Source organism: Flavobacterium ginsengisoli (assembly GCF_029625315.1).
GTDB lineage: Bacteria > Bacteroidota > Bacteroidia > Flavobacteriales > Flavobacteriaceae > Flavobacterium > Flavobacterium ginsengisoli.
Window position 1 is genome coordinate 143,562 of record NZ_CP121110.1, and the last position, 20,669, is coordinate 164,230.

General features: G+C 34.0%; 22 protein-coding genes and 1 pseudogene. 22 read left to right on the plus strand and 1 reads right to left on the minus strand.

Annotated features, from left to right (window positions below; all coding sequences use genetic code 11):
* Positions 1 to 74: 74 nt before the first annotated feature.
* The 6 genes and pseudogenes from P5P87_RS25680 to P5P87_RS00705 all read left to right on the plus strand — a co-directional run bounded on the left by P5P87_RS25680 (position 75) and on the right by P5P87_RS00705 (position 6,938).
* On the plus strand, positions 75 to 833 hold the full coding sequence (locus P5P87_RS25680) for a glycoside hydrolase 43 family protein (protein WP_340696605.1): 759 nt from the start codon (positions 75 to 77) through the stop codon (positions 831 to 833).
* Between the two features lie 125 nt (positions 834 to 958).
* Positions 959 to 1,663 carry a beta-xylosidase family glycoside hydrolase gene (locus P5P87_RS25685; protein WP_340696606.1) on the plus strand — a complete coding sequence of 235 codons (705 nt, stop codon included), beginning with the start codon at positions 959 to 961 and terminating at the stop codon, positions 1,661 to 1,663.
* Positions 1,664 to 2,102: 439 nt separating this feature from the next.
* Positions 2,103 to 2,882, plus strand: a pseudogene (gene pelA, locus P5P87_RS00690) (pectate lyase); the annotation flags it as partial.
* Between the two features lie 60 nt (positions 2,883 to 2,942).
* Complete coding sequence (locus tag P5P87_RS00695; protein ID WP_278022840.1) at positions 2,943 to 3,902, plus strand: pectinesterase family protein; 960 nt, start codon at positions 2,943 to 2,945, stop codon at positions 3,900 to 3,902.
* 262 nt (positions 3,903 to 4,164) lie between these two features.
* Positions 4,165 to 5,520, plus strand: coding sequence for a glycoside hydrolase family 28 protein (locus tag P5P87_RS00700; protein WP_278021159.1), 1,356 nt, complete (start codon positions 4,165 to 4,167; stop codon positions 5,518 to 5,520).
* 674 nt (positions 5,521 to 6,194) lie between these two features.
* Positions 6,195 to 6,938, plus strand: coding sequence for a rhamnogalacturonan acetylesterase (locus tag P5P87_RS00705; RefSeq protein ID WP_278021160.1), 744 nt, complete (start codon positions 6,195 to 6,197; stop codon positions 6,936 to 6,938).
* A 48-nt stretch (positions 6,939 to 6,986) separates the two neighbouring features.
* On the opposite strand, the gene P5P87_RS00710 is transcribed toward P5P87_RS00705, so the two are convergent.
* On the minus strand, positions 6,987 to 7,157 hold the full coding sequence (locus P5P87_RS00710; protein ID WP_278021161.1) for a hypothetical protein: 171 nt from the start codon (positions 7,155 to 7,157) through the stop codon (positions 6,987 to 6,989).
* Positions 7,158 to 7,705: 548 nt separating this feature from the next.
* Between P5P87_RS00710 and P5P87_RS00715 the strand changes: the two genes are divergently transcribed.
* The 16 genes from P5P87_RS00715 (at position 7,706) to P5P87_RS00790 (ending at position 20,611) form a co-directional block, all read left to right on the plus strand.
* Positions 7,706 to 9,142, plus strand: coding sequence for a hypothetical protein (locus P5P87_RS00715; protein ID WP_278021162.1), 1,437 nt, complete (start codon positions 7,706 to 7,708; stop codon positions 9,140 to 9,142).
* Positions 9,120 to 9,467 (plus strand): hypothetical protein, encoded by a 348-nt coding sequence (locus P5P87_RS00720; RefSeq protein ID WP_278021163.1) that lies wholly within the window; start codon positions 9,120 to 9,122, stop codon positions 9,465 to 9,467. Before P5P87_RS00715 ends, P5P87_RS00720 begins: the two co-directional genes overlap by 23 nt.
* Entirely contained in the window at positions 9,452 to 9,685 is a 234-nt protein-coding gene (locus P5P87_RS00725; RefSeq protein ID WP_278021164.1) for a hypothetical protein, read from the plus strand. Before P5P87_RS00720 ends, P5P87_RS00725 begins: the two co-directional genes overlap by 16 nt.
* A complete protein-coding gene (locus P5P87_RS00730) occupies positions 9,663 to 9,956 on the plus strand; it encodes a hypothetical protein (RefSeq protein WP_278021165.1) in 294 nt (97 codons plus the stop codon). The genes P5P87_RS00725 and P5P87_RS00730 overlap by 23 nt, the downstream gene beginning before the upstream one ends.
* A gap of 37 nt (positions 9,957 to 9,993) precedes the next feature.
* The gene (locus P5P87_RS00735; protein WP_278021164.1) at positions 9,994 to 10,227 is read left to right on the plus strand and encodes a hypothetical protein; all 234 of its coding nucleotides are present in this window, start codon (positions 9,994 to 9,996) and stop codon (positions 10,225 to 10,227) included.
* Positions 10,205 to 10,498 (plus strand): hypothetical protein, encoded by a 294-nt coding sequence (locus P5P87_RS00740; RefSeq protein WP_278021166.1) that lies wholly within the window; start codon positions 10,205 to 10,207, stop codon positions 10,496 to 10,498. The genes P5P87_RS00735 and P5P87_RS00740 overlap by 23 nt, the downstream gene beginning before the upstream one ends.
* Positions 10,476 to 10,769 (plus strand): hypothetical protein, encoded by a 294-nt coding sequence (locus tag P5P87_RS00745; RefSeq protein WP_278021167.1) that lies wholly within the window; start codon positions 10,476 to 10,478, stop codon positions 10,767 to 10,769. The genes P5P87_RS00740 and P5P87_RS00745 overlap by 23 nt, the downstream gene beginning before the upstream one ends.
* Complete coding sequence (locus P5P87_RS00750) at positions 10,747 to 11,040, plus strand: hypothetical protein (protein ID WP_278021168.1); 294 nt, start codon at positions 10,747 to 10,749, stop codon at positions 11,038 to 11,040. Before P5P87_RS00745 ends, P5P87_RS00750 begins: the two co-directional genes overlap by 23 nt.
* Positions 11,018 to 11,575 (plus strand): hypothetical protein, encoded by a 558-nt coding sequence (locus tag P5P87_RS00755; protein ID WP_278021169.1) that lies wholly within the window; start codon positions 11,018 to 11,020, stop codon positions 11,573 to 11,575. Before P5P87_RS00750 ends, P5P87_RS00755 begins: the two co-directional genes overlap by 23 nt.
* A gap of 677 nt (positions 11,576 to 12,252) precedes the next feature.
* Positions 12,253 to 13,197, plus strand: coding sequence for a hypothetical protein (locus P5P87_RS00760; protein WP_278021170.1), 945 nt, complete (start codon positions 12,253 to 12,255; stop codon positions 13,195 to 13,197).
* 184 nt (positions 13,198 to 13,381) lie between these two features.
* Positions 13,382 to 13,987: a hypothetical protein gene (locus P5P87_RS00765; RefSeq protein WP_278021171.1), complete on the plus strand. Its 606-nt coding sequence runs from the start codon at positions 13,382 to 13,384 to the stop codon at positions 13,985 to 13,987.
* A 14-nt stretch (positions 13,988 to 14,001) separates the two neighbouring features.
* A complete protein-coding gene (locus P5P87_RS00770; RefSeq protein WP_278021172.1) occupies positions 14,002 to 15,480 on the plus strand; it encodes a PKD domain-containing protein in 1,479 nt (492 codons plus the stop codon).
* A gap of 36 nt (positions 15,481 to 15,516) precedes the next feature.
* Positions 15,517 to 16,122, plus strand: a complete 606-nt coding sequence (locus tag P5P87_RS00775; protein ID WP_198857479.1) for a hypothetical protein — start codon at positions 15,517 to 15,519, stop codon at positions 16,120 to 16,122.
* 264 nt (positions 16,123 to 16,386) lie between these two features.
* Positions 16,387 to 17,670 carry a T9SS type B sorting domain-containing protein gene (locus P5P87_RS00780; RefSeq protein ID WP_278021173.1) on the plus strand — a complete coding sequence of 428 codons (1,284 nt, stop codon included), beginning with the start codon at positions 16,387 to 16,389 and terminating at the stop codon, positions 17,668 to 17,670.
* Between the two features lie 29 nt (positions 17,671 to 17,699).
* On the plus strand, positions 17,700 to 18,617 hold the full coding sequence (locus tag P5P87_RS00785) for a PorP/SprF family type IX secretion system membrane protein (RefSeq protein WP_278021174.1): 918 nt from the start codon (positions 17,700 to 17,702) through the stop codon (positions 18,615 to 18,617).
* A gap of 20 nt (positions 18,618 to 18,637) precedes the next feature.
* Positions 18,638 to 20,611: an OmpA family protein gene (locus tag P5P87_RS00790; protein ID WP_278021175.1), complete on the plus strand. Its 1,974-nt coding sequence runs from the start codon at positions 18,638 to 18,640 to the stop codon at positions 20,609 to 20,611.
* The last annotated feature ends 58 nt before the right edge of the window (positions 20,612 to 20,669 follow it).

A 20,669-nucleotide genomic window follows, 5' to 3' on the forward strand; every position in this document is an offset into this window, starting at 1 on the left:
TCAAAGAAAAAGTAAGTTACAAACCCGACAGGTTTAAAAAAACTGTCGGGTTTAAACAAAAAGTATAGTTAAAAATGAAAAACATAAAAATCATCCTATTCCTCTTCTGTATTATTCCTTTTCAGAAGAATACCGCACAAGTTTGGACATCAGATAATGGAGATGGAACTTATACCAACCCGATTCTCCATGCCGATTATTCAGATCCAGATGTTGTTCGCGTAGGCGATGATTATTATATGACAGCTTCCTCTTTTAATTGCATTCCAGGTCTTCCTATTTTGCATTCTAAAGATTTGGTAAACTGGAAAATTATTGGTCATGCTTTGGTAAAACAGCCGCCATTTGAAACGTACGATAGAGTACAACACGGAAATGGAGTTTGGGCGCCAAGTATTACTTATCATAAAAATGAATTCTACATTTACTATCCCGATCCCGATTTCGGAATTTATATGATTAAAGCTAAAAAGGCAGAAGGTCCGTGGTCTGAACCGCTTTTAGTAAAAGCAGGAAAAGGATTAATAGATCCTAGTCCGCTTTGGGATACAGACGGCAAAGCCTATTTAACTCATGCTTTTGCAGGAAGTCGTGTGCAAATTAAAAGTCTCTTGGTAGTTTGTACCATGAATCCAGAAGGCACCGTTGTCAATAATGATGAAGTAATGGTAATTGACGGACACAAAGACGAGGAAACAATTGAAGGCCCGAAATTTTATAAAAGAAATGGCTATTACTATATTTTTGCTCCTGCAGGAGGTGTTCCAACAGGTTGGCAGACTATTTTAAGATCGAAAAATGTTTTCGGACCTTATGAAAAAAGAAGGTTCTAGAACAAGGTTCGACCGCTATAAATGGTCCGCATCAAGGCGCTTGGGTTACCACTCAGACAGGTGAAGATTGGTTTTTTCATTTTCAGGATAAAGATGCTTATGGACGAATTTTGCATCTCCAGCCAATGAAATGGGTAAACGACTGGCCAGTAATGGGCGAGGATTATGATAAAAACGGAATTGGTGAGCCTGTTACTACTTATAAAAAACCAAATGTTGGTAAAAAATATCCAATAGAAGCTCCAGCAGAATCGGACGAATTTAATGAACCTAGATTAGGCTTGCAATGGCAATGGCAAGCAAACAGACAAATAAATTGGGGATTTCCGACAAGTTTAGGTTACTTAAATTTGTTTTGCAATACAACTTCTCAGAATATCTTTAATGCGCCAAATTTATTATTGCAAAAATTTCCGGCAGAAGAATTCACCGCAACAACAAAACTGACTTTCAATCCGAGATTGAATCGCGAATCGACAGGTTTGATCGTAATGGGGTTAGATTATAGCTTTCTAAGTTTTAAAAATAATGAAGGAAAATTATACCTAAGTCAGAAAACAGGAACATTTGACAAAACAGTTTCAGAAAAAGAAACCACTCCAACACAAATAGATAACAACACGATTTACTTGAGAGTAAAAATTGGTAAAGGAGGAATGTGCGACTTCTTTTATAGTTTAGACGATAAAAATTATCAAAAAATCGGAAATGAATTTAAAGCAAAAGAAGGAAAATGGATTGGAGCTAAAGTCGGACTTTTTGCTTTAGGCGAAGAAGTAAAAAATGATTCTGGGAATGTTGAAGTAGATTGGTTCCGAATCACGAAGTAAAAGTGCAAAATATAGAAAAAACGTATTTTTTGATTTTTTTCGAAAAAACGGTTTTCATATTTTGATTCTACCGGACGAATTTTAAAAAGCAATATCAAAAGACATTAGATTATAAAAAGATGTCTTAAATATATTATTAAGAGATTTTTCTTACAATGAAATAAAGGAATAGCTTGTTTTTTGACTTTTAGAAGAAAATAAGCCATTCCAAAAAATAAAAGGGTTAAAACAGATTAAAATGGCGCAATTAAAAAAAACTGCTTTATTGCTTATTACATTTTTAAGCATTGGACTTCAAGCTCAAACGTCTTATAAGCGATGGCCTGAAATTATTCGTAAGAGTGATCTTGCTTGGTTTGCATCTGCAGATGCAAAAAGAATAGCCGAAAACGTACTGCTTTACCAAAGAGACATTGGAGGATGGCCAAAAAACATTCAAATGCAGGAAGAACTTACAGAAAAACAGAAAAAAGATTTAATTACGCTTAAAAAAACCGCTGTAGAAACCACTACCGACAATGGAGCAACATGCCAAGAAATGCTTTTTATGTCTAGAATGTATGCGCAAGTCAAAGACGAGCGTTATAAGGAATCTTTCTTAAAAGGATTAAATTACCTTCTAGAAGCGCAGTATGATAATGGTGGATGGCCGCAGTTTTATCCGTTAAAAAAAGGCTATTATACACATATTACCTACAACGACGACTCAATGGTAAACATTATGAATGTGATAAGAGCAGTCGCAGATCAGACAGATTATTACAGTATAAAACCTTCAGCAGAAATTGTCGAAAAATGCAAAAAAGCTTTTGATAAAGGTATCGACTGTATTTTAAAAACACAATATAAGCAAAACGGAGTTTTAACAGCTTAGTGCGCACAGCATGACGAAGTTACATTGGCTCCTGCAAACGCAAGAGCTTTTGAACTAGCATCTTTAAGTGGTTACGAATCGGCTAAAATTACACTCCTTTTAATGTCAATAAATAAGCCTTCGAGAGAAATTGTTACTGCAGTTAAAAGTGCTCAAGCATGGTTTGAAAAAACGAAAATCACCAATTTAGAAGAAAAAAGAGTTCTTAATGATGCTGGAAAAATTATAGACAAGAAGATGATTCCTTCCGTAAATGCTAAACCAATTTGGGCAAGATTTATGGACTTAGAAACCAATGAACCATTCTTTTGCGATCGTGACGGAATCAAAAAGAAAGCTATAGATCAGATTGGAGAAGAGCGAAGAAATGGCTATTCATGGTATTCTGATGCACCAGAAGAAGTTTTGAAAAAATATCCAGAATGGGCGGTTAAAAACGGCACAAAAGTAGGAGCGGTAGAAAAGAAAAACGTAAACTATATCACAGTAGCTCAAGACGGTTCTGGAGATTATACCAAAATACAAGATGCTGTTTATGCTACTCCCGCATTTCCGTATGAGAAAGTGACAATTTTTGTAAAAAACGGAATTTATAACGAAAAAGTCCGAATTCCAGAATGGAACAATAATGTTATTTTGCAAGGAGAAAGTAAAGAAAACACGATTATTACATATGATGATAATTTTTCTAAAATTGGTTTAGGAAGAAACAGCACTTTTTATACTTACACTCTTTTGGTAGAAGGAGACGACTTTTCAGCATCAAATCTTACCATCAAAAACACCTCAGGCGAGCACGGACAGGCAATTGCATTATCTGTAGTAGCAAACCGCGCCAAAATTACCAACTGCAACCTTTTAGGAAATCAGGATACTTTGTACCTATCTGGAAAAGATACTAAACAATATTTTAAAAATTGCTATATCGAAGGAACTACCGATTTTATATTTGGAAGAGCAACAGCTTTGTTCGAAAATTGTACGATTCACAGTATAAAAAGCTCCTATATAACAGCCGCTTCAACTCCAGAAGGAACTCCTTTCGGATTCGTTTTTAAAAATTGTAAACTCACGGCAAATCCAGAAGCAAAGGATGTTTATCTAGGAAGACCGTGGCGCATTTATGCCAAAACAGTTTTTATTGACTGCGAGATGGGGAAACAAATTAAACCAGAAGGATGGGAAAATTGGTCGAAACCAGAAGCAGAAAGAAACGCCTTTTATGCAGAATACAATTGCAGCGGAGAAGGATTTCAACCTTCAAAAAGAGTAAAATGGTCGCATCAGCTTTCTAAAAAAGAGGCTGGACAATATACAATAGAGAACATTCTAAGAGATAAAATTGCAAATTGGTACTTAAAGTAAGTCGCGGTTTTCAGTCACAGTCTCAGTCACAGTCTCAGTTTACACTGAATACTGCAACTAAAAGCTAAAAAAGAAGGCATACAAAAACAAATAAAAAAAATCTGCATAATCTGCTAAATCAGCGAGAGTAAAATTTTCACGCTCCCGATAGCTATCGGAATAAAAGATCAAAGCAGATTTAAAAGGTTTTTTGAGAATTAAATCTGCGCAGATCAGCTAAAATCAGCACAATCTGCGTGAAATAAAAAAACGCAACATAAAAATGAATCTAAAATACCTTTTCTTAATACTCATCGCCAGTACTTGTTTTGCACAAAACAGCGATTTTCCGTCAGTAAAAGTCGATTCTATTGTAAACAGAATAAAGCTTCCAGAAATTCCTTCTTTTCAAATCAATGTATTAAAATTAGGAGCAAAAGGAGATTCTGTTTCAGACAATAAAAAAGCTTTTGATAAAGCAATGGCTTTGTGTAAAAAGAATAACGGAGGAACAATTATAGTTCCTAAGGGAATTTATAAAATCAACGGACCAATTCATTTTGTGAGTAATGTAAATCTTAAAGTAGAAAAAGGAGCTAAAATTAAGTTTAGCGACAATCCCAAAGACTATCTTCCAATGGTTTTAACAAGTTGGGAAGGAACAATGCTCTACAATTACAGTCCGCTTATTTATGCAAATAACTGTACAAACATTGCTATTTCGGGTGAAGGAACTATAGATGGAGAAGGCGGAAAGATATGGAAAACCTTTAAAGGAAAAGAAAACGAAGGCAAGAATCGAAGCCGTGAAATGAATCATAATAATGTGCCGTTAAACGAAAGAAAATTTGGAGAAGGCTACTTTTTAAGACCACAGATGATTCAGTTTCTGAATTGTAAAAACATATTAGTAGAAAATATCAGAATAGAAAATTCTCCATTTTGGTGTCTTCACCTTTTAAAATCAGAAAGCATAACAGTTCGAGGTATTAGCTACAAATCACTAAACCATAACAATGACGGAATCGATCCAGAATACGCTAAAGACGTTTTAATTGAAAATGTAAACTTTGATAACGGAGATGACAACGTTGCCATAAAAGCGGGAAGAGATCATGAAGGAAGGTCTAATACCGAGACTCCAAGCCAAAACATTGTCATTAGAAACTGTAATTTTAAAGGACTGCATGGAGTAGTAATTGGAAGTGAAATGTCGGCGGGTGTTCAGAATGTTTATGTGGAGAATTGCAAAACAGCAGGATATCTAAAGCGGGGAATTTATCTAAAAACGAATGCAGATCGTGGAGGATATATTAAAAATATATTTGCTAATAACATCCAATTGGACCAAGTAGAAGATTGCTTATACATTACAGCAAATTACCACGGAGAAGGCAAAGGGTATCAATCGGATATATCAAATGTATATTTCTCCAATATTACCTGTAACAAAGCATCAGAATCTGGAATTGTAATTCAGGGTTTCGCAGACAAAAAAATTAAAAATATATCATTAAAAAACATAGAAATCAAAGAAGCGAAAAACGCCCTGTCAAACGAAAATGCAGAAAATGTCTTGATGACAGATGTGTTTATAGGTAAACGAGCAACAGTGCCAACAGCGGTTTCGAAACATTAGATTTTTTAGGTTCAAAGTAACAAAGGAACAAAGGGACAAAGGTTTTCTTTGCGGTTAATTTGTAACGCAAAGCACGCAAAGGTTTACTCAAAGTGCACAAAGTTTTTATAAAGGAGGCAAAGTTCGCAGAGATTTTCACGTAGAGACGCACCGCAGTGCGTCTACACAAAGAATATCCATAAAGCTTTGTGTCCTCTTTGACAGAGAATATAAGTAAAATATAGAAAAAAACTTAGTGACCTTTGCGTAACCTTAGCGCACTTTGCGTTTAATTTTTACGCGCTTTGCATTTAATTTTTACCGCAAAGCACACAAAGAAAACGCAAAGTTCGCAAAGGTTTAATAAAGAAGGCAAAGAAAGCAAAGCATATCGCCAAAGCTTTGTGCCCTTTAAACAAAGAGTATAAAAAATATAGAAAAAAAACTTAGCGAACTTTGCGTAACCTTAGCGCACTTTGCGTTTAATTTTTATGCGCTTTGCATTTAATTTTTACCGCAAAGAACACAAAGAAAGCGCAAAGTTCGCAAAGTTTTTATTCTTTATGTGCTTAGCCAAAGAAGGCACAAAGCTTTGTCTCTTTGCCTTCTTTATTAAACCTTTGTGCACTTTGCGTATCCTTAGCGTACTTTGCGGTAGAAAAAAACTTCGCAGTAAAAAACAAAAATAAAAGAAAATGAAAAAATACATCATCCTAACACTTTTAATTACGACAGTTAGTTTCGCACAAAAAACTACTTTATACTGCATTGGCGACTCCACAATGGCCAATAAAAAAGACCCCGAAAAAAATCCAGAACACGGATGGGCACAGGTATTGCAACCATTCTTCAAAGAAAACATAACAGTAATCAACAAAGCATTAAACGGACGAAGTACCAGAAGTTTTATAAACGAAAAACGTTGGGATTCCGTTTATAATAAACTTAAAAAAGGAGATTACGTTTTTATAGAGTTTGGGCACAATGATCAGAAAATAGAAGACTCTGCACGTTATACAAACCCACATACAGCATACCGATACAATCTAATTAAATTTGTAAAAGAAAGTAGAGACAAAGGCGCTATTCCTATTTTACTGACTTCAATTTCTAGACGTAATTTTAACGAAAAAGGCGTTTTGGTGCCAACTCATGACGATTACCCTTTAGAAACTCGATTGGTGGCTCAAGAATACAATGTGCCTTTTATAGATTTAGAATATTACACCGAATTATTGGAACAATCTTATGGTCCAGAAAAATCAAAACAGCTTCATCTTCATTTTAAAGCAGGAGAGAATGCCTTTTATGATAAAGACAAAGCTGATGATACGCACCTTTCATTGTTAGGAGCAAATAAAATTGCTGAAATAGTAATTAACCAAATTAAGCTTTCTAATGATCCTTTGTTAAAAAATCTTAAAAACGGAATTAAGTAAAACGTTTTTAAATTTTAATCACGGCAGATGGATTCCAACCTGTGTTGTCTAATTGTATTTTATAGGATAACCCACATTTTGAAACTGAAACAAAGGCATTATATAATTTTTGTCGACGCCAATTGCAGTAGCTGTAGCAATTGCTTTTAGTTTAGAATCTTTTTTGACAGCATGCAATAAGGCATTTATTTGTTCGTAAAGAGCTTCTTCACTCCTCATTAGCGGAAGCTCCTTTTACAATATCGTCCAATTAGTCAAAAAAGATTTCAGGTTTTCCCCATTTTGTTTCTCCTTTTTACCGTTAGTAGTTGGTGAAATAGATTTGGTTTTGGTCTAATCTGTTGTTTTTGATTTTCCATCGTAATCGCTTAACGAGTACAAACCAATTTGATTAATCAAAGGCTTAGTTTTATTCTAAACTTTCATTTTTTTCAAATTTTAAAACATATTTATATTATATCATAGTAGGATAAAAAAGAGAGGAATAATTCCTCTCTTTTTAATTTGAACCTGGTTCCTGTCTTTTTATTGTTCTTTAAAATGCCAGTTAAAAAAAAGTACAATGATTTTTTAAAAATTATAAATATTTGATATAGAGTTATTTTTCTTGTATTAAGTAGAGGTGTTGTAAGAATGTCTTAATCTAGCACATTAAAAACTTTTAGAGGTTATTGAAAAGTGATTTTCAAAATAATTTCGTGCATTTAAAATATTGTCGTTTTAATCTTTTTTTAAAGAGATAATTAAACGTGTAATTAACTTAATGTATGAAAAATAAATTACTCCCTCTGTTTGTTATTTTTGGAGCTTATTCTGCTTATTCTCAAGTCGGTGTTGGGACATTGGAACCCAATAAATCTGCACAATTAGAAGTTTTTTCAAATGATAAAGGTATTTTAATTCCAAGAGTTAAATTGAAAAGTTCGACTGATAGAGTTACGGTTACTAATGGAAATACGGGTTACGAAGATAGTTTGTTAGTTTTTGCGATCGACACTATCGACGATATAAAACCAGGTTATTACTATTGGTATAACGAAAAATGGAATAGAATAGTGGTCTCTGGAGAAATTCCTGCAACTACCGGGACAGTTATTTACAATTCTACTACAAATCAATTTTCTTATATGGATAATGCGGGTAACTTAAAAGTTATCGATATGGAGGAAATTGTAAAGACTAACCAGACAGTAACAAGAATAATTAATAACGGCTCAGGCAGCTACACATATAAGAATGAAGCTGGAGATGAAGTGACTATTAATGTTATCAATGACGTTGCGGACAACTTCCAGACGATTGTCAATAATAGGGACGTAAAGCGCATAATAGAAAATATTGTCAATAAGACAGAAGGCAATATAAGCTATAATGCCGAAACGACTGAGTTTACCTATACCGATAAGAATGGGGACAGTCAGTTTGTGGACATCAAGGAGATTGTAAAAGCCAATGAGACTGTAACGGAAATCGCCAATAACGGTTCGGGCAGCTACACATATAAGAATGAAGCTGGAGATGAAGTGACTATTGATGTTATCAATGACGTTGCGGACAACTTCCAGACGATTGTCAATAATGGGGACGTAAAGCGCATAATAGAAAATATTGTCAATAAGACAGAAGGCAATATAAGCTATAATGCCGAAACGACTGAGTTTACCTATACCGATAAGAATGGAGACACTCAGATTGTGGACATGAAGGAGATTGTAAAAGCCAATGAGACTGTAACGGAAATCGCCAATAACGGTTCGGGCAGCTACACATATAAGAATGAAGCTGGAGATGAAGTGACTATTGATGTTATCAATGACGTTGCGGACAACTTCCAGACGATTGTCAATAATGGGGACGTAAAGCGCATAATAGAAAATATTGTCAATAAGACAGAAGGCAATATAAGCTATAATGCCGAAACGACTGAGTTCACCTATACCGATAAGAATGGGGACACTCAGATTGTGGACATGAAGGAGATTGTAAAAGCCAATGAGACTGTAACGGAAATCGCCAATAACGGTTCGGGCAGCTACACATATAAGAATGAGAAGGATAAAGAATTTACAATCGATGTTGTCAATGACGTTGCGGATAACTTCCAGACTATTGTAGACAACCAGCAGGTAAAAAGGATAATTGAGAATATCGTAAAGAAAACTGAAGGGAATATTCTTTACGATGCTTGCAACAACAGAATTTAGCTATACGGATTCCAACGGAGACACTCAGATTGTCAACATGGGAGATATCGTAAGGGCCAATGAGACCGAAACAAAAATTGTAAACAACGGCTCAGGCAGCTATACTTATAAGAATGAGAAGGATAAAGAATTTACAATCGATGTTGTCAATGACGTTGCGGATAACTTCCAGACTATTGTAGACAACCAGCAGGTAAAAAGGATAATTGAGAATATCGTAAAGAAAACTGAAGGGAATATTCTTTACGATGCTTCGCAACAACAGAATTTAGCTATACGGATTCCAACGGAGACACTCAGATTGTCAACATGGGAGATATCGTAAGGGCCAATGAGACCGAAACAAAAATTGTAAACAACGGCTCAGGCAGCTATACTTATAAGAATGAGAAGGATAAAGAATTTACAATCGATGTTGTCAATGACGTTGCGGATAACTTCCAGACTATTGTAGACAACCAGCAGGTAAAAAGGATAATTGAGAATATCGTAAAGAAAACTGAAGGGAATATTCTTTACGATGCTTGCAACAACAGAATTTAGCTATACGGATTCCAACGGAGACACTCAGATTGTCAACATGGGAGATATCGTAAGGGCCAATGAGACCGAAACAAAAATTGTAAACAACGGTTCAGGGAGCTACACATATAAGAATGAGAAGGATAAAGAATTTACAATCGATGTTGTCAATGACGTTGCGGATAACTTCCAGACTATTGTAGACAACCAGCAGGTAAAAAGGATAATTGAGAATATCGTAAAGAAAACTGAAGGGAATATTCTTTACGATCTTTGCAACAACAGAATTTAGCTATACGGATTCCAACGGAGACACTCAGATTGTCAACATGGGAGATATCGTAAGGGCCAATGAGACCGAAACAAAAATTGTAAACAACGGTTCAGGGAGCTACACATATAAGAATGAGAAGGATAAAGAATTTACAATCGATGTTGTCAATGACGTTGCGGATAACTTCCAGACTATTGTAGACAACCAGCAGGTAAAAAGGATAATTGAGAATATCGTAAAGAAAACTGAAGGGAATATTCTTTACGATGCTTGCAACAACAGAATTTAGCTATACGGATTCCAGCGGAGACACTCAGATTGTCAACATGGGAGATATCGTAAGGGCCAATGAGACCGAAACAAAAATTGTAAACAACGGTTCGGGGAGCTACACATATAAGAATGAGAAGGATAAAGAATTTACAATCGATGTTGTCAATGACGTTGCGGATAACTTCCAGACTATTGTAGACAACCAGCAGGTAAAAAGGATAATTGAGAATATCGTAAAGAAAACTGAAGGGAATATTCTTTACGATGCTTGCAACAACAGAATTTAGCTATACGGATTCCAACGGAGACACTCAGATTGTCAACATGGGAGATATCGTAAGGGCCAATGAGACCGAAACAAAAATTGTAAACAACGGTTCGGGCGACTATACTTATAAGAATGAGAAGGATAAAGAATTTACAATCGATGTTGTCAATGATGTTGCGGATAACTTCCAGACTATTGTAGACAACCAGCAGGTAAAAAGGATAATTGAGAACATCGTAAAGAAAACTGAAGGGAATATTCTTTACGATGCTTGCAACAACAGAATTTAGCTATACGGATTCCAACGGAGACACTCAGATTGTCAACATGGGAGATATCGTAAGAGCCAATGAGACCGAAACAAAAATTGTAAACAACGGTTCGGGCAGCTATACTTATAAGAATGAGAAGGATAAAGAATTTACAATCGATGTTGTCAATGACGTTGCGGATAACTTCCAGACTATTGTAGACAACCAGCAGGTAAAAAGGATAATTGAGAATATCGTAAAGAAAACTGAAGGGAATATTCTTTACGATGCTTGCAACAACAGAATTTAGCTATACGGATTCCAACGGAGACACTCAGATTGTCAACATGGGAGATATCGTAAGGGCCAATGAGACTTTAACAAGCCTTATTTTTGATAATTTAAGTAAAAAGCTGACTTATACTGATGAATCAAAAGTTTCCAATCAAGTAGATCTTAGTGGATTAGTAACTGGAGCGGAGACAAAAATTAATGAGGGAACATACGTATCTATTACAGGAACTGGAACAACAGATAGTCCATACGTAATCAATGCAATATCTACAGCAGATAATTTGGGAAACCATACAGCTACTCAGGATTTAAACATGAGTACTAAAAATATAGTTTCAGCAAATAATATTACAGCTGGCGGAAAAACAGCTACCCAGACTGCATCTATTGCTACAGGAACAGATGGTTCTGTACCAGCAGCAGGTTCAATTGTCTGCCTCTTTGGATGCAAACGGGAATATTGTTTGGAAAAGCCCATCTTCAATAGTTGTTGCAAATCAGGTGCAATCAGATTGGAACATATCCACAATAACAGATCCTGCCTATATTAAAAATAAACCTGTAATTCCTGTTGTTACGGGAGCGGAGACACAAATTGAAGCAGGAACAAATGTATCAATATCAGGAACGGGAGCAGCAGGTAATGCTTATGTTATCAATGCAATATCTACAGCAGATAATTTAGGAAACCATACAGCTACTCAGGATTTGAATATGAGTACTAAAAATATAGTTTCAGCAAATAATATTACAGCTGGCGGAAAAACAGCTACCCAGACTGCATCTATTGCTACAGGAACAGATGGTTCTGTACCAGCAGCAGGTTCAATTGCTGCCTCTTTGGATGCAAACGGGAATATTGTTTGGAAAAGCCCATCTTCAATAGTTGTTGCAAATCAGGTGCAATCAGATTGGAACATATCCACAATAACAGATCCTGCCTATATTAAAAATAAACCTGTAATTCCTGTTGTTACGGGAGCGGAGACACAAATTGAAGCAGGAACAAATGTATCAATATCAGGAACGGGAGCAGCAGGTAGTGCTTATGTTATCAATGCAATATCTACAGCAGATAATTTAGGAAACCATACAGCTACTCAGGATTTGAACATGAGTTCTAAAAATATTACAGCGACAAATAATATTACTGCAACGGGTAAAACAACTACTCAGACTGCGACAATTACAAAAGGCACAGATGGTTCTGTACCAGCGGCAGGTTCAATTGTCTGCCTCTTTGGATGCAAACGGGAATATCGTTTGGAAAAGCCCATCTTCAATAGTTGTTGCAAATCAGGTGCAATCAGATTGGAACATATCCACAATAACAGATCCTGCCTATATTAAAAATAAACCTGTAATTCCTGTTGTTACGGGAGCGGAGACACAAATTAAAGCAGGAACAAATGTATCAATATCAGGAACGGGAGCAGCAGGTAGTGCTTATGTTATCAATGCAATATCTACAGCAGATAATTTAGGAAACCATACAGCTACTCAGGATTTGAATATGAGTACTAAAAATATAGTTTCAGCAAATAATATTACTGCAACGGGTAAAACAACTACTCAGACTGCAGCAATTACAAAAGGCACAGATGGTTCTACACCAACAGCAGGAATGGTCGCTACAGCAGCAGATAGTGCTGGAAATATAAAATGGACAACTATTGCAGCCAGCCCTGAACCTTGGTTTAGTACTGCTACAGATGCTGGAGCTACTTCAAATACGGATAATATTTACATAAATGGATGGGTAGGAATTGGTGTAAACAGACCATCAACTGCTCCAAGTGAAAAATTAAGAGTAAACGGTGCAATTACAACAGTAAACTCCTATTATGCGGATTATGTTTTTGAAGACTATTTTAAAGGATTCTCAGAAATTAAAAAAGATTACAAATTTAAATCTCTTGCGGATGTGGATGAATTCATTAAAAAAAATAAACACTTACCAGGAATTACATCAATTAACGAATTAGAAAGAACTGATGAAGGCTATTCATTTAATGTTTCAGAGTTATCTATTCAATTGTTAGAGAAAACAGAAGAATTGTATTTACATGTGATAGAACAGGAAAAAGAATTAATTAATAAAAATCAGGAAATAAGTGATTTGAATGAAAGGCTTAAAAAACTGGAAGAAATAGTATCGGCTATAAAACAGTAAAATGTAGTATCGAAAGCAAGAAATAGAGTATAACTAAAAAAGGTATAGTAAAAAAGCTAAAAAACTAGACGTTAATAAATTTGAATAGTTAATTAATGAATTGTTTTTTAACCTTTTCATGATTCTGAGTACTGTAAAGCCAAAGAAAATATCGTTTGAACTTAGGTTGATAAAAATAATTAAAATGAAAAATAAATTAAATATAAATGCTGTTGTATTTATTGTCCTATTTAGTTTGTGTTGGAATACTTTCTCTCATGCACAGACAGGAATAAATACCAAAACTCCAGATGCCAGTGCGGCACTTGAAATAAAGTCGCTTAGTAATAATACAGGTTTATTAATGCCTCGTATGACTAAAGTGCAAAAAGAAGCCATTTCAAACCCAGCGACAGGATTAATGGTATATGATTTAACACAACGTTGTGTTTCTCAAAATGCTGGTACCACAACTTCTCCAAATTGGGTATGTTTGGCTAAAGACGTAAATACGTCCTTTTTTTATATGCCCTCTATAGCAGTAGATGCGTCTGTTGTTGGAAATGGAAAGACATTGAACTTATATCAGACATATAAGGATCAGTTTTCAAATCCTAAAAAAGCCAGTACAGGTGCACCTTCTTCGATCTCTTATTTTTTAAACCCTACAGATTTATATTATTATATCACCGCATGTGATACAAGTGTTATCAGATTAACCAGTATAGATGCGAATGGAGTTTTAACTTATGATATCATAAAAGCGGCCGATTATGGATCATTTATGAATGTTGTTTTTGTTGTTAAGTAAAATTGAGAGATTTCATGAAAAAAATAATATTATTTGTATGTTCCATTTTTATTATGCAGTCGGTATATGCACAAAAAGAGACTTATAATTGGGTATTTGGTCAAGCTACCGGATTAACCTGGAATTCGCTTCGAGATGTAAATGCCACAGGTTTAGGAGGAGGAGTAACAGTTGGTTCAAGTACAACTCTCAAATCATTACCTGTTGAATTAATAAGCTCGATAAGTACACAAGAAGGATGTTTTACTTTATCTAATAGTACAGGTACTATGCAGTTTTATTCAGACGGTATGAATATTTGGAAAAATGATAATAGCCTTATGACCAATGGGACAGGATTAAATGGAGATAAATCTTCAGCACAATCAGGGATTATTTTTCCTTATCCTACGAGTACTACTAAATATGTAGCTGTTTCTGTTGGTTTAAATTTAGCAGATAACGTTTCCTATAATATAATAGATAATAATGTTGTGACATCTAAAAATATTAGATTAAATGGTGCATCAGGTAGTACGGGAGAAACAGTTACGTCTATTCGCCATGCAGATAATTCAAGCTACTGGATTATTGCTTTAGGAAGAGGTACAAATTCCTATTTGAATGCTTGGAAATTTACTTCTACAGGTCTAGTTGCTACACCAGTCGTCAGTTTGATTGGAAATTATACTCTTGGGAACGGAGCTTGCGGTTACTTAAAAATAACACCAGATGGTAAACATTTTGTGATGACTACTTTCCTTGATAAGAAAATTGTTTATGGTGATTTTAATAACAGTACTGGAACGTTTTCAAATATTAAAGTTGTTACAGCTTTACAAAATTCTCCATACGGGGTTGAATTTTCTCGTGACCAAAGTTTGGTATATATATCAAGTAGTACAGGAATTATGGTCTACAAGGCAGATGAATTATTTTCAAAACCTAATATTAATGATGTAACTCAAAAAACATACAGTTTGGTTAACGATGGTATTGGCTCTCCTGGTGCTTTACAAATAGGACCTGACGAAAGGATATATTGGGCGAATTATAATACAAGAGGACTTCGTATTATTGACAATCCTAATGATTTTGATAACCCAATGATATACAGTGTGAGTAATCTTTTTATAGCAAATAATTTTTCATTTCAAGGATTGCCCTCGTTTGCAGCAAACTGGTTTCAGGGAAATTCAGAAGTTAAGAGAACCGTGTGTTCAGGTTATGATAGTAAATTTACCGTTACTGTTAGTGATTTAGAAGGAAAGCTTGCAACTTCTTTAAAATGGGATTTTGGTGATGGGACTATCATTGATCAGCCTATAACAACAGGAAAAACCAGCTACGACATGAATCATACGTATACTGTTCAGGGAACTTATAGAGTAACAATTACTCCTGTAAAGTCAAATGGTAGTGCTTTGACGTCAAGAAAAGTTTCGGCATCTACTTTAGATTGTGAAATTAAGACCAATAGAATGATTAGGGTTGATCTCCAAAATGGACAATAACATAATGGAGTAGTATTCGGAATAATTTAATTACTTATGAAAACATTATTTAAAAATGGCTATAAAGCAATTGTCTCTTTGCTATTGATTTTTATTACGCTATCAAAAACATCAGCTCAAACTGGAATAAATACAATTACTCCTGATGCTAGTTCTGCATTAGAAATAAAAAGCACAAATAAGGGGCTTTTAATACCAAGACTTACTCAAGCTCAAAAAAATGCTATTTTGAGTCCAGCAACAGGTTTGATGGTATATGATATTACTACAAATTGTATTTCAGTAAATATAGGAACTCCTTCTGTTCCAGAATGGAATTGTACAACATTGTTGAACAGAAAATTTTTTTATATGCCATCTATAAATATTTCTACAAAAATTGGGCTTATAGGTATTCCACAGACAAAAGATCTTTATAGAGAATATGCAGATGAATTTACAGCTCCTAAAATGGTAAGTGCTGGTGCCCCATCAATTATTCCAGTTATTGCAAATGCGCAGGAACTAAATTATTATGTTACTTATTACGATCCATCTCTAATTGAAATTAGTGGGATAGATGCAAATGGAGTTATGTCTTATAAAATACTTAAGCCAGCAAATTTTGACTCTTACATAAATATAGTCTTTGCACCTAAATAAAGAAAAAAGATGTAAATATAAATTTTTAAGATTTGTAAGAAAAGGAACGAAACAGTTGAAACAGCTGTTTCGTTTTTTTTATGTGTTGATAAAGAAAAATTTAAACCAATATTAGTTATGAGATGATTCTTGAGATATTAAATGATTGTAATATTTAATCCTATTTTAATACACTTATGACTTTAGGAGGTTATTCGAATTTTATTCTGAAAGTATTTTTGCGTTTCGAGTTGATAACCGTGTTAATGTTAAATAAAGATCGATATGATAAACATTGCTTCATATATAAATAAGGTAATAACAATTAATTCAATAGTGAAATATTATTTATTAATAGGACTAAGTCTCCTCAATTTTCAAAAGGGACGTGCTCAATTTACAAATGCAGGTGAACTTTCGGTTAAGGACGGAGGAATACTTTCGATTTACGAGGATTACATGAATAAATCTTCAGGAAGTTTTATAAATGATGGAGATGTCTACGTTTTTAAAGATTGGAAAAACGATGGTAATGTAAGTTTTAATAAAACTTTTAGTAATGGAAAAACCTTTTTTATGGGGACTTCCGGACAGTTTATAGAAGGGGATGGAATTTCGGATTTTGAAAATATTATATTTTCTAATAACAGCGAAAGTGCCCCTTTTTATTTAGGAGCTACTATTTCTGTAAATAACATAGCAGAGTTTGACAAAGGGATTATAAATGCAGTTGATTTAAATGGTTTGATAATTTTCAATGAAAATGCGACCCATCAAAAAGTGCATGATGGAAGTTTTGTCGATGGCAGGGTTCAAAAAAATGGTAAAAAAGATTTTCTGTTTCCTGTTGGGGCAGTAAACTATTTAAGACCTGCTTTTCAAGAGTCAATTTCTGAAAACAATAGCTATACAACTCAATATTTTTTTAAAAATTCAGATGATGCGACTCATTCTCATCTACAAAAAGAAGAATCTATTCTTAAAATTAATAACAAAGAATATTGGGAAGTGGAGCAAACTCTAGCAGGAGAAAATATAGTGTTAACTCTAACTCTCGACCAAGATACTACCCCAGAAGAATTTCTTTCTGAGAAAGGAGATACTAAAGTAGTCATAGTTCGCTGGGATGAACAATTGAAGAAATGGGTAAATGAAAATGGGGCTCTTAGTGACGCAGTTTCAAGTGAGGGATATTCAAATTTATTGACGACCAAGGTAAAAGGATATGGCTTGTTTACTACTGCAATAGTAGAAAAAGAAAAAGATGAATTAGTAGTATATAATTCAATCTCTCCAAATGGAGATGGTCTGAATGACAAGTTTTACATTAAAGGAATTAGCAAATACCCTGACAATAAAGTGGAAATTTATAATAGATGGGGAGTTAAAGTATACGAGACTAAAGGCTATAATGAAACAGATAATATGTTTGAAGGTTATTCTGATGGACGTGCTACAATTAGTAGAAATGAAAAACTTCCTGCAGGAACTTATTTCTACATATTGAATTATAATGACGGGAAAAAAGCCAGAGAAAAAACAGGCTATTTGTATATAAATAGTCAATAAAATTTAAAAACAAATTTAATTTATAAGTAATGAAAAATTATCTGTGTACAATGATAATATTGTTGATAGGGATTCTGAAAGTTTCAGCTCAGCAAGAATCTCAATACACCCAATACATGTACAATACAATGACAATAAATCCGGCTTATACTGGTACGCGTGCAGTACCTAGTATATTTGGACTATACAGAGCGCAATGGATTGGATTTGAAGGAGGACCAAAAACAGCCAACTTTTCTGTTGAACTACCTATTACAAAAAGCGGACAAGGTTTAGGTTTTTCTATAATGAATGATAAAATAGGGCCTTCTAGTGAAACGAATGTTACCATAAGCTATTCTTATCCTATTCAACTTTCAGCAGATTTACATATGTCTTTGGGAATTAGCGGAACTGGCAATTTTCTTAATGTTGATTATACAAAACTAAAAGTTTTTGATCCAAATGATCCATTTCTTACGGGGCAATTATCGAAAATTTCTCCAAATGTGGGAGCGGGAGTATATTTTCACACACCAAAATGGTATGCAGGTTTATCTGTACCTATGATTCTGGAAACGAAGTTTTTTGATGATATCCAATCCTCAATGGTCTCAAAAAGAATGCATTTTTATGCTATGGGAGGGTATGTATTTGATTTGAATAGTGATTTGAAATTTAAACCAGTTGCAATGATAAAAATGGTTGAAGGAGCGCCATTAGCAGTTGATGTTTCGGCTAATTTTCTTTTTAATGATAAGTTTACTCTTGGCGCAGCTTACAGATGGGATGCAGCATTAAGCGGAATGGCGGGATTTCAGGTAACACCACAAATTAATATTGGATATGCTTATGATCTTGAAACGACAAGATTAAGAAACTATAATTCAGGATCTCATGAAATTTTCCTTCGTTTTGATTTGTTTACCAATACAAAATACAGATTAGTAACACCAAGGTTCTTTTAATTAAAAAACAATATAATAAGATGATAACTAGGAAATTAAATTCACTTTATTTTTTATTTTTTATCAGCTTTGTTCACATAGTTAGTGCACAGGCTCAAAATAAAAAAATTGAAAAAGCAGATGACTTTTATAACAAATTTGCTTTTTTGGAAGCAGGTAAGTTATATCAAGATATTGTAGATAAAGGAAATACATCTGTAAAGGTCTTTATTAAACTTGGAGATTGCTATTATTTTAATGCTAGTTATGCAGAGGCATCAATGGCTTATTCAAAGGTTCTAAATTCAGGAATTACCGTCGATCCAGAGTACTATTTTAGATTTGCTCAATCTTTAAATAATCTTCAGAAATACAAAGAATCTTATGAGATCATGAGAAAGTATTTTAATGTTATTGGGAAAATAAAAGAAAGTGATAACTGGGATGATAAGAAACTTTTGGAAGAAATTAAGAGAGAATCAGGTCGATATATTTTGAAAAATGTTGAAATTAATAGTTCTTTTTCTGATTTTGGAACAGGATTTTATGGGAAAGACATGGTTATTTATGCTTCGGCAAAAGATACAGGTATTGTAATTAAACGTAAGCATAGTTGGAATGAAAAATCTTTTTTAAAACTTTACACTGCTAATATTACTGTAGATGGAGGGTTAACAAATTCAGAAACATTAAAAGGAGATGTCAATACAAGATACCATCAAAGTAGTCCTGCTGTTACTAAAGATGGGAAGTATATGTTTTTTACCAGAAACAATTATTATGACGGGAAATTAAGTGGTGATAAAAATGGAACAAATTTTCTAAAAATTTATGTTGCAGAAAATGTAAATGGGGAATGGAAAAAAGTAAAAGAACTTCCTTATCCAATAAATAGCGATGGATTTTCGTCGGGGCATCCAGCATTAAGTCCAGATGAAACCCAGTTATTTTTTGCTTCAGATCGTAATAATAAATTTGGTAATTCAGATTTATATGTTGTTAGTTTAAAAAAAGGTGGTATTATAGGTAATGACGTAACTAAACTTCCAGAAGAAATTAATACTCCTGGACGTGAAACTTTTCCTTTTATGGATGATAACGGAATTTTGTATTTTGCTTCAGATGGCCACCCTGGATTAGGTGGATTAGATGTATTTGTCGCAATTAAAGATGAAAAAGGAAAGTATCATGTAATAAATGTAGGAGATGGTGTAAATTCGACTTTTGATGATTTTGCTTATGTAATTAAGAAAGACGGTAACGGTTTCTTTTCATCAAATAGATATGGCAACGATGATATTTTTGGTTTTAAGGAAACCAAACCTGCAAATTTTGATTTTGACATACATGCTTCCATCTTCGGTACAATTACAGAAAATGGCACACCTGTAAAAGATTTAGACGTTGATATTCTTAATTCCGATAATGAGATCGTTGCTTCTATTAAAACAGATGATGATGGTAAATATTTTGTTCCTTTAGCTCCATTTTTAGCATTTAAAGCTTTTTATCATAAAGTTGGATTATCGAATAAAACAATTGATATAGCACAATTAAAGCCTTTAGAGAAAAAGGAAATTTCTATTGAACTTGTAAAGGAATTGGAGGTTATTGTTGATGGAGAAAAAAGAAAAATTAAGGAAGGGGATAATTTAGCTGAGATATTAAATCTTAAGCCAATATACTTTGATTTTAATGGTTATAATATCCGTACATCCTCTAAAAAAGAATTGGATAAAGTTGTTAGTATAATGAAAGACAGACCAAATGTTATTATTAAGGTCAATTCTTATACAGATAGCCGTGGACGTGATGAGTTTAATATGGCATTATCTAAAAATCGAGCAAAATCCACAGTTGAGTATATAGTAAATGCTGGAATTGACAGAAATAGAATTACTGGCGAAGGTTTTGGAGAAACACACCTATTAAATCATTGTTCAAATGGCGTTGTATGTTCAGAGAGTGAGCATGAAGTTAATAGACGCTCAGAGTTTATAATTAGCATTAAATAATAGTTTATTTTTTAAGTCGCTGTTCAATGAAAATATTTTCAGCGACTTTTTTTTTGAA